Here is a 13,453-nt window from a genome sequence, read left to right on the forward strand (position 1 = left end):
AAAAAAGCGCTATTCTCCGAAAACAACCACGCATTCCCGGGAGAATACTACGCTTAAGATCGAAAATGCGCTTTTGTCTACGATTGCGATCCTTGTGATTTTTCCGTCTTTCATAGCTTCCTCGATGCTCCCCTCTCCGCCGGAATAGAAAAGCCAGTTCAGAATCGAATAGTTGCTGCAGGACTTTCCGCTCTTTAGGATTTTTGCGTCCGTCGGTCCCGTAATCGGGGAGCCGGATACATGGTGCTCGGAAGAATTGAAAATAAGCGCGGGCAAAGGCGTGCTTGCGCAACCGGTAAGTAGAAAGGTGGCGGCGATCGTCGTGATGAAAAAATTCCGAATATCTTTCATTTCTCCTCATTCTCCCGCAAGAATAGTGCAATAGTTTCTGTAAATTCCGAATAAAAAATATGCGGTGGAATGGTCTATCGTCGCGATCCTGGAGATGTGATTGTCCATCGCAATCTGTCCTGCTCCGGCGCTTCCCCAAGTCACCAAGCCGAGTATATTCCGCTGGCAGCCTTCCGCTTTTTTCATCGAGGGTACGTTATTGGAAGAATTGATTTCTCCCGGAAATTTATTGTAAGTAAAAATGTATCCGTTTACCGGACCGATAGCGCAGTTGGAAAGGATCACAAAACTTCCCAAAACTAGAATGCATAGAAGTAGTTTTTCTTTCATTTGATTTCCGTGCGTAATTTACTTCTTTTTTCCGATCGTTGGCTTTGCGGCATCGCTTTTTCCGTCCGGAATGCTCGAGTCGTTCGTTGATCCCGAAACGACCGTGCAAAATCGATGGAAAATCCAACCTCCGAACACGCCAAATTGTTCATACTCTACTCCGGCGACTCGAGAGATTTTTCCCTGTTCTTTGGCGTTTTCGATGGAAGAATCTCCGAAGGAAACCAATCCCAATATACTATAGGAACAGCCGGAACCGGAAAGCTTGCTATCTGCGTTCCGACCGATCGGACCGGGAATGGAACCGCTATGAACGATGGCTCCTCCTTTTACGATTAAATAGTTCGGGTTCGTGTACTCTTTTGTCGGATTCGTATTGGGTGCGATTCCGTATCCGTAATACAACGCATTGTACCCTGTGCAATTCACCGAGAACAACCAAAAGAAAGTAGGGAGAAATAGGAAGCCGATCTTCATCCTTCCGTCCAAAGGCAAAAGCTCGGATCAATGTACGGGCTTATCCGTCGAAAATCCGGCTTTTGGAAGGAAGCACGATTCGCATTGGAATGCAATCAGAATTTTATTGACTAATAAATAGGAGCGGCTGTTCCGCTTTGGAGTGACTGATCCTTTTATTTCACTTTCGGAAGAGAGAAGTAAAATGTCGCTCCCTGATCGACGGCGCTTTCCGCCCTTACTTTTCCGCCGTGACGACCTACGATCCTCGCTACGATCGCCAATCCTACTCCGGTTCCGTCGAATTCATTGATCGAATGTAGGCGTTGGAATACTTTGAATAAGCGATCGACGTATTCAGGATTGAATCCTGCGCCGTTGTCCTTTACGAAGAATTCGTTTTCTCCGTTTTCACTTTTACATCCGATCCGGATCTCCGGAGTTTCTTTCTTAGAAGAATATTTAAACGCATTCGACAAAAGGTTCATCCACACTTGACGAATCGTCGTTGAATCCCCGTAGATCCGAGGCAAATCCCCGATTTCCACGCGATATTTTCCGCCTACATACTCGCTTTTTAGGTTCGTTAAGACCTCGTCCACCAAATTGGAGGTATCGATCTCCTGGAAGTTTACCGTTAGTTTCGTTACCTTGTGAAAGGAGAGCAAATCGTCCACAAGCCTAGCCATATGCATCGCCGTACTGACGATGACGGACATCATTTTACGCCCTTCCTCGTCCAATACGTTCGAATAATCCTCGAGCAGGATTTTTCCCAATCCTTCGATGCCTCTGATAGGAGATCGTAAATCGTGGGAAATAGAATAGCTGAAAGCTTCCATTTCACGATTGGATTGTTCCAAATCTTCCTGCACCTTCTTGAGAATGGCGAAATTCCGTACCCTAGCCAGGAGCTCCTCTTGGAGGAACGGTTTTAAAACGTAATCCTGGCCGCCTTCCTGTAGCAATTTGATCCTCAAATCGTCGTCCGACTTGGCGCTGAGTAGAAGGATGGGCATACGATCCAGTTCCGATATTTTTCGGATCTCGCGGACCATGATATCTCCGCTCATTACCGGCATCATGATATCGGTGATGAGAACATCCGGAACGATTTGAATCGCTTTTTCCAATCCCTCCTTTCCGTTAACAGCCATGGTTACGTTAAATTCGTTTTTCAGCGTATCGAATATATATTCCCTCATTTCGGGATTGTCTTCCACCACCAAGGCGCTGGGTAGATTGGTATTTTCGAGATCCGACCTCTCATCGGTTTGATAGCGCCGAAACTCGTGCAAAGTACCCAATAACGTCCCTTGGGAGATTTCGTTTTCATCTCCTGTCACTAGAGTCACGGAAGCGGGCGCCTTCAAGGGAAGGCTTAGTTGAAAAAGAGCTCCCCCTCCCGGATTTTCCTCCACATGGATTCTACCGTAATGAAGTTCCGCAAATTCCTTGGCGATCGCAAGTCCCAAGCCGGTTCCTCCGAACGAACGGGAATCCCCTTCGTTCACCTGCCGGAATCTTTCGAAAATTGCCTCCCTCAGTTTTTCGGGAACTCCCGGGCCGTTATCGCTAACTTGGACCATGGCGACATCGCCTAATTTTTTCGCGGAGCAGGAAACTTTTCCGCCTACGGGCGCGAATTTAAACGCGTTCGAAATCAGATTTAAAAATATCCTTTCAACCTTTGCAGGATCCAATTCCGCAAACAATTGTCCGGACGTATCCACATCGAATAGGATGGAACGTTCCACGGCGACGGAGTCGAAATGCGATGCGATTCTTTGCAATAATTTCGATACGTCTACTTCCGCATAATCTACGTTCATCTTTCCGGCTTCCACCTTCGAAATATCGAGTAGATCGTTGACATGTTTTAGAAGAGTCTGGGCATTCCTTTCCATCACCTGAAAATCGGAACGGTAAGTTTCACCGATGCTTTCCTTTGCCATCAGCTTTCGTAAAGGAGCAAGTATCAGAGTCAGAGGAGTCCTCAATTCGTGACTGACATTCGCAAAGAACTGCGACTTCAATTGGTTCATTTCGTGCAATCTTTCGTACAATTGTTGCAATTCTTTTTCTCTTCTGGACAATTCCTCGTTTGCCTGGAGTAGTAGCTTATTCGCTTTTTGTACTTCCTGAGCGCGGTGGTAGATTTCCGATTCCATCGAAGCGGTTTTGGAAAGCAGCTCTTTGGTGATTTGGCTCTTTTGATTCTCCAAATTTTTGAGTTCCACGAATTCGGTGACATCTTCCACCCTATGAATGATGTAAATCGTGTTACCTGCGGAGTCGAAAACGGGAGAATTTACCGGACTCCAGTATTTGGCGATAAAGTGTCCCCCTTCCGATTCCGGTAGACGGATATCGTATTTTTGCACTGCCATCGCGTTTTGGGTTTTCTCCCTTAAAACAGCTTCCAAAGAATCCCGTAAATTGCTGACACCGGTCGCCGACGGATCCGAAGGGTTGTCGGGAAAAACATCGAAGAGCCATCTTCCCAAAATTTCGGAACGAACCGTCTTGGTGGCGGAAAGATACGCCTCACTCACCGCGATAATAGTCAATTTAGGATCCAGCACCAAGTACAACCCTGGAATCGATTCGAAAAGTAGACGAAAATCGGGGGTAAGCAACGCAATCTTCTCCTAAAAAAACAATATATCCGAAGCTCTGAAATCGGGAATCAAAACGTTAGGAATATACCAAAATCGAATCCTATGATGCACGCAAAAATCAAGATTTGATGAAGAAATTTAGGAGGATTCGGGGTGATGGCATACGACCTCGATATTATGCCCGTCCGGATCCAATACGAAAGCCGCATAATAATCCTTATGATAATGCTCTCTCAATCCCGGTGGTCCGTTGTCCTTTCCGCCTGCCGCTAGTGCAGCTTTATAAAAAGAATCCACGATCCCGCGATGTTGTGCTCGGAACGCGATATGCAGACGAGGGGAATTCGGAACTCCTTCCGCCACCCAAAAATCCGCTTTGGAAGGTTCTCCGTACCCCAAAACTTCCTTTCCCTCAGTAAACTCTTTCGGTACTTCGATTAATAATTTATATCCGACCGGCGCGAGCGCCTTATCATAAAAATTTCGGCTTGCGACCGGATTACTAACTTGAAGACCCGTGTGGTCGATCATAACGAACCTCCCCCTGCTCCTTCCGGATTTCTAAAACCGATTTTCATCTTTGTCAATCAAACCCGCGAAAATCCTGCGCTACATTCCGAAGGTCTTTTCCAACCGAGTAAGCTCTATAAAATATTCATTTGTTTAACAAAAAGTTAATAAAGGAACGATATCGATTTTGCTTGCGTATTTTTCACAGCTATTTGTCTTTATATAGCAAATTTTACCCTAAATGAAATAAAAATATTTACTTTTCTGCTTATTTAAAGGATTTCTGACCCCGCTGTTGCACACTTAGAGAAAAAACGCCTTAAATGAAAGAGACATATTCGTTCCTGGAAAAAAACGTCCGCTTATCGGAATCCAAAATCTGGAAATACCAACGACGCTATTTCGAGGAACGAGGACCCAAGGCATGGAAGGAGGAAGAAGTTCCCTCTTACGGAACCTCTAATTCCTACGCCGCACGTTGCCAAGCGGAGTTGATTCTTTCTCTTCTCAAAGATCTCGCTACAAAAAGCGGAAAAATCCGGATCTTGGAATTAGGCGCAGGGAGTGGGAAATTCGCCCACCTACTCTTACATTCTTTGGAACGTCTACTTTCCCGTTCTTTGCGAAGTTCCGAAATCCAATACATCCTTTCCGATTTTACGGAATCCAACCTATCCGAATATCCGGTGCATCCTAGTCTGGGAGCTTGGTTCGATGCGGGCTTGATGGATTTTGCCCACTATGATCTAGAAGGAGGCCGGCCAGTTCATCTTCGAAAAAGCGGAGAAATCCTCCAAGAGGAAGAAGCGGACGACGTTTTGATCGTAATCGCGAATTACGTTTTCGACAGTGTTCCTCAGGATCTTTTTGAAACGGACGCAAAGGGATTGCGGGAAGTCCTCGTGTCCACGACTCACAACGAAACCCATTGGAACGAGGATGATCCGTACAATTTAAGAAAACTGAAAGTTCATCTCACGAACAGGATCGAATCCGTAAAACCGTACATTAACGCTTCTTGGAACGAAGTGCTGCAGGTTTACGAAACGGAAAAAAAAGATCTGCTATTTTCTCTCCCCATAGCCGCTCTTCTCTGCATGGAGGATCTTTCCTCCCGTTTTAAAAATTGCATGTTTCTGATTTGCGACAAGGGCACGGCAACGGTCTCGGAACTGGATCTTTCCCAACCCCAGGGCCCCGTGGAACACGGAAGTCTGTCCGCTCCGGTCAATTTCCATTCGATAGGAATTTGGGCGCGAAATCGAAATTGGCAAATTTGGGAAGATAAGATGGAACGAGACTATCTGCATTTAAACGTATATACGAACATAAATGCAAAGCTTCCGATTCTGGAGCAGTGCTATACGCAAATGCACCGTTTTCTTTGCATAGACGATTACGTTCATCTGAGGAGGAGTTGGAAAAAGTTCAACGAGGAAGTCGCCTTAGAGGAATTGCTTGCCTGCCTCAAAACCAGTGATTGGGATCCGAAAGTCTTTTCGATGTTTTATGAAAAAATTATAAACCGACTCGACGAAGGGCGGATCCATTCCTCTCATATTAAAATCCTACGCCAAGGGCTTTCTATCCTAAGAAAGAATCATTTTTTCGAGAGTCAGGAGGACCTTTTGTTTTGTATCGGTACTCTGTACGGACGCTTAGGAAACTTTCCGGAAGCGATTTCTACGTTTCAAGATTCTTTAAAACTCTACGGAGAAAACCTTCACACAAGTTTCAATTTGGCCCTTTGCTTGATCGAATCCCGCCAAGTCGAATCCGGAACGCAAATCCTGGGAGAACTCCGAATGAAATACCCCAAATTCAATTGGTTTGATTCCGTAGGAAGCGGAAACGAATTGGAATCCGTTTTATCGAGTGCCCGCAAATCCGTATGACCTATTCAGTTTATCCTTATTACAACGACGCGAATTATTCCACGGTTTACCTTTATGACGATGCCGATCGGATTACCGCCGATTTTTTGACCTCCTTTCCCGAGCTCGACGGCGTAGGTGGAATGAACGCCGCTTACATCAAAACCAACCTGATCCAGAAAATAGCCGTAAAATTCGTTCCCTCCTACTTCCTGAAAATCGCGATTAACTATTACCAGAACACCCAAGATATCGAAGATCTTGCGGAAACGAACGCCACGAAATTGAGCCTAGCTGCGTTCGATCCGGACGCAAATCCTTGCAAGCTGACGATCACCTCTGCTGCAAATCCAATGACCGACTTGGAAAGGGCGCAGTTGGAATTCATCCTTTCCTTTGCGGATCGAATGTTAGGTTTCTTTCTTTTTGGATTTTGGTTCGATGATACGGAGATCGCGTACGGCAAGGATAAGAATCAGATATTGGGTAACTTGTCCATTCTGAATTTCGGAGGTTCTTACAATCTGTACCAATTACCGAATGCAGAAATAGCGAATTTCAAGGCAAGACTGGCTCAATATATCGACTTTACGAATCCCAAGGATATCGTGCTCGGGAACCAAGCTCACCTAAACCTATTCGCCTCCGGTGTAGACCAAGGTAGCTTGTATCTGATCAACCAGAATCAAGCTACGAGTAAATACAACATCAAAAGTTTAATGACCCCAAGGTATCAAGGAGATGTGACCGCAGCAATTGTATTCTTGCAGTGGATCGATGGAAGGACAATCAAAAGTTACCAAGATCTTCTTAGTACATTCAAATTGATCCAAGAGGCGGCAGGTAAACAAGAACAAATCAATAAAATATTGGGTCTAAACCCCTATTCCCCACCACCGCTATATGGTAATTTAACAAACAAAACCTCTTATTACTGGGTGGACCAAGCAGGTGCACTCGGCGTAATTCTCGGACGGTTTATTCCCGGTTTGGGAGGCGGCGGAGTAGGAGGAAGAGGGAGAGCCGATTCCCCCTCCGAAAACATATTCCTCTGGAACGGAAACAAAATCGTCGCATATGCGATCGGGCTGCCGCCCGAAGTGGAAGACAAGTCGGCGATCGTGGCCTTCGGTAAGGCAAATCAGGTTTTTAAAACAAACACTCCCTCGGCGACCTACGAACCGGATGCCTGGCTGAAAAACGGAGAAGACGCGAAGCTCTATGGTATTATCAAGAAAAAGACTACTCCTGTAATTGAAAAATCTTCGAACAAATTTCCTCTTCTCTTTTACTTTAAAAAATTTAAAGGCAACGACGTTAAGAGAAAAAACAAGCCTTTCATCGGATTCGACCCTCCAAGAGTATTCGAGTTACCTCTCAAAGATTTCAAGTACATCGACAAAACCGCCAAATTGATCAAAAAGAAAATGAAAGGCGATGGAGACGCCAAGGTTGGGACTCCCGGAGTCGTACTTAACCATCGACAATCGATGGAGCGGGAAAACGCCGGTACGGTCATGGGGAAATTCCTATTCAACAAGAAATTCCAGAAGGACGGAGGCGGAAGCGATGTCAAAACCGAATACACCGCGTACTTTGCTGCAAATTATAATCCTCCGGATCCCGGTAGCAGCCTCCCCGCCACCGACTTTGTCAATTACGTCGCTCAAAAAGACTCGGTCACCGATGCGCAAATTTTGAAAAAATTTCCGAAAGCAACTCCCTACTTAAAAAACACGGTCGTACCGAAAGGAGGAGTCCAGGCATTGCAGGTGATTACCGACCAAGAATGGTGTCACCTTTACGGTCACGGTGACGGAGGTCCGGACATCCCCGAAAATTTCGTGTCCGGTAGCAAACATTGCAATACGGAGCAGCTCGCGATCGAAACGGGACAGAGAAAACGAAAAATCGACGGGCTTACGGCAAAGGTGACCGCTTATATGCTTCCCGCCAGGACGGTTTGGTATTCCGGTTCGACTAGCGAAGACGAACCTGCGTCCCAGCCCGATGCGAAAGCAAAACCGAAGGACTTGCAGGAATTTGCGATGCCTGTGGCCCATATGATGCGATATAAGGTCTATCATAACAAACGAAAAGTATTTGACCATTGGTACGACGCCCAAAGTCAAAGCTTTGACTATAATGAATTTTTAATTTTAGAGGAATTCGTGGACTGGAAGGTTTCCTTTCTCGACGAGTTGGCGAAGTACGAATACAACGCTTCCCTGATTTCGAGATTTTTAGAAAGGTTTTTCAAAGATTGCGCAAAAGTAGCCCCTCCTATAGATTGCTCGGCTGCGAGCTTTACGCCATTCAAAAATTTTCCTTCTGGATACAAAACTTCTAAACAGAAGAAAAAAACCGCTGCAGATGCGGTTAAAACCTACGTCACTACCGATCCGGGCAAAGCTATTTACGACCTATTCAAATTCGACGATGAAAGCGGAGTCATCCTGGACGACGCGATACCGGCGCCGATCAAGGCCGCTTTTACCCAATTAATGAACAAAATGCGAGCCGGGTAAGAATGCCTACCTTAGAATCCCAAACCTTCGCTCTGAAAATCCTGACCGATCTTTTGAACCGGACGAAAAACTCCCTCGGTGATCTCGTGATCGACAGGACCTTACTCGGCCAAGACCGGCTCCCCGATCTTTGGAGTACGATCTTTAACGTCGATCATCTTAGATTGGGTTCGGTTCAAGTTTCCGCACAGGATCCTGATAGCGGTAATTTTACTTTGAACGGCAAAATCGATCTGATTCCGTTCCAGAACAAAGGCATTCAACTCCAGAATCTAAGTGCGCAGATCCAATTTTTCGCTTCGAACGATTCCAGAAAGCCGGCGGAAACACTAGTTGAATGTACCATCGATTTTCAAGGACTTCCCTCGGAGTGGGATATCCTTTCTCTGTACCCGTACCTTCCGCCTTACATGAATTATCAGAAGGATATGCTTGCGGAATCCGCGCAAGAATCCTTTCTCAGGAAAATATCTTTTACACAGATCCAGACAAGATTCAGCTCTTATGATTTTTGGCAGGCCCAAAACGAACAAAAGCAAATTCCCGGATTGCAGCTCCGTACGACTCTTCCTTCGGATCCGAAATTAGGAGAGGAACTCTTACGCGCGGGATTCAACTTTACGTCCACGATCACGGCCGAAGGAGATTTTTGGAACGAAGTCAAAATCATCAAACCGGACTTGAACAATCTTTCCATTTTCGGGGTGATCGGAGCCGATGACCAAGGATCCGGGAATATTCTGATCGGGCATAGTCTGGAAGAAGCATCTACGCAACAATTTCCTTCCTTGGATATAGGCGGTCTGAAGATTGAACTTCAGAGGCTTTGCATCTATTCGGGATTGGAAAACATAGGCGGAGATCCGCCCGGATTTTTTTTCGAAGTAACTCTAGGTCCGAAAGAAAGCGGTCTGGATTTACTCGTACAGATCGGAATCGGCACCGGGAGCGCTCGAATTTTCGGTATTTTTGATCGAGGAATCACCCTATCCGATATCGAAGGCGTTTTGGGTCTTTCGAACCTGGCTCAGATGCTTCCTGCCGGACACGAATTAGGGCAACTCACTTTGAATTATCTGGAATTCGAAATTTCCGTTTCTCCCATGCTGTTGGGATCTTTGGAATTTCATATCACCACCGAGAAGCCGCTTTCTCTTTTCCAGGATAAGGTGGAAGTCACCCCTACTCTCGTCTGGAATCGAAGTTATCCGCAAGGATCCGATCTTCCGGTCACTACTCTCGTACTCGCCGGAGATTGGATTCTGGGGGGAACGGAATTCTACACTTCACTCGACCCGTCTTCCGGAGGCTTCTTCGTTTCCATGAAGAACGACCAGAGCTTGAATGCGAGCGAGCTGATCGATCGATTCTTTTCCACGAAGGAACTTCCGGACATAGATATCGTAGACTTCGAGTTGGACGGAAATTTCAAAGATTCGTCCTTTTCATTCGAAATAGACTGTACTTCAGATTGGGAAATCGATTTCGGGGGAAACCTTCCTGTCGTGGTTAGCCAATTGGGAATCCAAGGAGAATACGGTCCGACGGGAGATAACGATTCCGGAGAAGCGTCCAGCACTGGAACCATCGTCGGGGTGCTCCTTGTCGGAGATTGGAATCTGGATGTGGAAATCGATTGGGGGACTTCTCTCAGCATCGAAGCGCTTATTCCTGCTATCAACGTGACTTGGCTCATCGATCAATTGTTACACGAAATCCATATCCCGATAGAGTTACCCGATTTTATAATCAACGATCTGGACATAAAAATAACCCCTAAGACGAAAGAATTCCTCATCCAAGGAGATTCGTCCGACACGATCGATTTCTTCTCTGGATTGGACATGAGAATAGATTCTTTCAGAGCGGAACGGAAATTGACGGATTCCGCCCAGGGGATTTATTCCAATACTGCGCTTATCAACGTGACAATGGACGTGGGTGGAGTCGGCCTCGTTCTCTCCGGATCCTACAATTCCGAAAGTTCCGCCCAAACGCCCCCGAGCAGGGAATGGACCTTCAAACTCCAGCAGCAAAATACGCCCATCCCGTTCGGAAAGCTAATCGAAAAATTCGGCAACTGGATCGGAATCGATCTCCCCGTATGGGTCGGAGAACTCGATTTACAAAAATTTTATGTGGAGTTCAATGTAGGCGCCGCCGACAAATATCTCGTCGTTTCCGGAGACGTGTACGACGGAAGCAAACTTCTCGGAAGGTTCAGCTTGTTCGCGGAAAAAAAAGACCCGGAAGAAACCTATCTCGCGAGCGTTCAGGATTTTGCGTCTTCGGTCAGTCAGGGGACATACCAGTCTGCGCCCGATACCTATTGGGATTACGTTCTGGATCTGGAGGTCGAGATCGGGATAGACACCGCCGATCTTCCGGTAGTCGGCTCCGAAATCAGCTCCGTCCAGGAAGTGAAATTACAATCCATCGACTGTTCGGTCGCATCCAGAAAATTCACCCAGGCGGAAATCGCGGCTTTCACGGATAAATTGCCCCAAGGAGCCTTACTGCCTCCCGCGAAAGATATAGACAAAGGAAGGAATTTTTTTACGCATGTGGATCTCGGAAATTCGGTCCTTTCTCTCTCCATGCCCTTGGACGGTCCGAATACGGGCGGCGGGGGCAATTTTCCGGTTTCTCCCCTTCCCCCGAACGTTCCGATCACTCCTTCCCAAAGGACCACGGTAGACCAGACGAAATGGTTCGCTCTGAATCTGAATTTCGGAGCGGTAAGTCTACCTAGGATCGGAATCAGATTCGAAAATTCTAAAGTAACGTTTCTGTTGGACGCAAGTTTAAGTTTAGGGGGAATCCAAATCGGCCTGGCAGGTTTAGGCGTTACTAGTCCGTTCGATCATTTTCAACCTAGCTTCTCTCTGGAAGGATTGAGTGTAACCTATTCGAATCCTCCGGTCACCATCGGTGGAAGTTTTTTAAAAGCTGCGGAAGGATTGTATGAAGGCGAAGCGATCTTAAGTTTAAGCCAATTCGAACTTTCCGCTATCGGAGCTTATTCCAACCAAAACGGCACCACCTCCTTTTTCGTATATCTCGATTATTCGCAACCGTTAGGAGGACCTCCGTATTTTTACGTGATGGGTCTGGCTGGCGGGTTCGGTTATAACATGGCCCTCCACGTACCGAATGTGGATCAGATCCGATTCTTTCCCTTCGTTCAGATTGCCGAAGGTTCCGACCTTTCCTCCACCCCCGATCCGGTCGCGATGCTCCAATACTTGGACGAGAATAAAATCACGGTGCCGGAAGCGGGAGAATATTGGTTCGCCGCCGGAATCCGTTTCCTTACGTTCGAAATGGTGGACTCCTTCGCTTTGGCCACCGCGGAGCTAGGAAACCATTTCGAGTTGGATCTGGTAGGACTTTCTACGCTTAGTATCCCGAAAGGAGCGTCCAATCCGATCGCGGAAGCTCAGATGTCCTTGAAAGCTTCCTTCGATCCTCAAAACGGATTTTTCGGTATCAGCGCGCAACTTACTCCGAGTTCCTATATATTATCGCAGGACTGCCATTTAACGGGAGGGTTCGCGTACTATATCTGGCTGGACGGAGAACACGGCGGGGACTTTGTCGTGACTTTCGGAGGATACCATCCTAGTTTTCAAGTTCCTGCCCATTACCCGAACGTACCTAGATTGGGTATCTATTGGCAAATCGGATCTAATATTAGTATTCAAGGATATTCTTACTTTTGTCTGACTCCCGGATATTTGATGGCCGGAGGAGGACTGGACGCGGTATGGAGCTGCGGAGATCTCAGAGCCTGGTTCATGGCCTACGCCGATTTCTTGCTCCGATGGAAACCGTTTCACTACGACGCGGACTGTGGAGTGGACATCGGAGTTTCCTACACTTTCTCCATAGATCTGCTGTTTACGACGATTCATATCACCATCAGCGTGCATATCGGCGCGGATATTCATTTCTGGGGACCGGATTTTAGCGGAATCGCCGAAATCCATCTGTGGATCGTCTCTTTCTCCATCAGTTTTGGGGACAGTTCGGAACATCCGGATCCGATCGACTGGAAGGAATTCAAATCCTCCTTTCTCCCTTATCGAAACGGAGAAATCCAAGTCTGCGAAATCAAGCCTATTTCCGGTCTATTGAAGGATGTCGGTACGGATCCCTCCGCGAAAGTCCAATGGGTCATAAACCCTCACACTCTACGGGTTTCCTTATCCACGGCCATTCCTATCGTAAAGACTTCAGTAGGTAATAATAATCCGATAAGCGAAAATACGAATTTTGGAATCGCTCCGATGGACCGAAAAAGCTCCGATATAAAGGAATCGGAAGTGACCATTACAATCACGCGAGACGGGGAAAGTGCCGAGGATGATTTCGTTCTGACCCCGGTCCGTAAAAGCGTACCGGATTCCCTTTGGGGGGAATCTATGGCGGCCGATTTGAATTCCAAAACTCTACTTTCCGGAATTCTAATGGGATATGAGATCGGTCCCAAATCCCGACCGAATCCGGCTATTACCACGCGAATTCCAATTGTCCGCTTGGAATTCGCCGACGATCCCATAGTGAATGCGTATACCTGGGAAACGGTGACCGAGCCGAAGATGGATGACTCGAATTCCGACCAGCGTAGACAGAAAATACGATCCACGATTTCGGAATCCGCAAGCGCGCGACTGTCTCTATTCGCGGCATTCGCCTTTACGGCCGACGATTTCGATCTCGGCAATCTTTCCCGGGGAACGGATAACGCGTTCCTGATCGCCCCGAAAATACAATCTTAGGA

At 46.8% G+C, this 13,453-nt stretch carries 8 protein-coding genes; 3 read left to right on the forward strand and 5 right to left on the reverse strand.

Annotation, left to right across the window (positions count from 1 at the left end; translation table 11 throughout):
* Positions 1-9: 9 nt before the first annotated feature.
* The 5 genes from EHO61_RS08740 to EHO61_RS08760 all read right to left on the reverse strand — a co-directional run bounded on the left by EHO61_RS08740 (position 10) and on the right by EHO61_RS08760 (position 4,289).
* Positions 10-351, reverse strand: coding sequence for a TRL domain-containing protein (locus EHO61_RS08740; RefSeq protein WP_135813237.1), 342 nt, complete (start codon positions 349-351; stop codon positions 10-12).
* A 6-nt stretch (positions 352-357) separates the two neighbouring features.
* Positions 358-681: a TRL-like family protein gene (locus EHO61_RS08745; protein ID WP_135813238.1), complete on the reverse strand. Its 324-nt coding sequence runs from the start codon at positions 679-681 to the stop codon at positions 358-360.
* Between the two features lie 18 nt (positions 682-699).
* Entirely contained in the window at positions 700-1,158 is a 459-nt protein-coding gene (gene lsa14, locus EHO61_RS08750; RefSeq protein ID WP_135813239.1) for an adhesin Lsa14, read from the reverse strand.
* 155 nt (positions 1,159-1,313) lie between these two features.
* Positions 1,314-3,782 (reverse strand): hybrid histidine kinase/response regulator LvrA, encoded by a 2,469-nt coding sequence (gene lvrA / locus EHO61_RS08755; protein ID WP_167884840.1) that lies wholly within the window; start codon positions 3,780-3,782, stop codon positions 1,314-1,316.
* 114 nt (positions 3,783-3,896) lie between these two features.
* On the reverse strand, positions 3,897-4,289 hold the full coding sequence (locus EHO61_RS08760) for a VOC family protein (RefSeq protein ID WP_135813241.1): 393 nt from the start codon (positions 4,287-4,289) through the stop codon (positions 3,897-3,899).
* A gap of 302 nt (positions 4,290-4,591) precedes the next feature.
* Here EHO61_RS08760 and EHO61_RS08765 point away from each other — a divergent pair, with 302 nt between their 5' ends.
* The 3 genes from EHO61_RS08765 to EHO61_RS08775 are packed head-to-tail and all read left to right on the forward strand — an operon-like array spanning position 4,592 to position 13,451.
* Positions 4,592-6,163 carry an SAM-dependent methyltransferase gene (locus EHO61_RS08765; RefSeq protein ID WP_135813242.1) on the forward strand — a complete coding sequence of 524 codons (1,572 nt, stop codon included), beginning with the start codon at positions 4,592-4,594 and terminating at the stop codon, positions 6,161-6,163.
* On the forward strand, positions 6,160-8,670 hold the full coding sequence (locus tag EHO61_RS08770; RefSeq protein ID WP_135813243.1) for a hypothetical protein: 2,511 nt from the start codon (positions 6,160-6,162) through the stop codon (positions 8,668-8,670). Before EHO61_RS08765 ends, EHO61_RS08770 begins: the two co-directional genes overlap by 4 nt.
* Before the next feature lie 2 nt (positions 8,671-8,672).
* Entirely contained in the window at positions 8,673-13,451 is a 4,779-nt protein-coding gene (locus EHO61_RS08775) for a DUF6603 domain-containing protein (RefSeq protein WP_135813244.1), read from the forward strand.
* Positions 13,452-13,453 lie beyond the last annotated feature (2 nt).

It is taken from the genome of Leptospira fluminis, assembly GCF_004771275.1.
Classification (GTDB): Bacteria; Spirochaetota; Leptospiria; order Leptospirales; family Leptospiraceae; genus Leptospira_B; species Leptospira_B fluminis.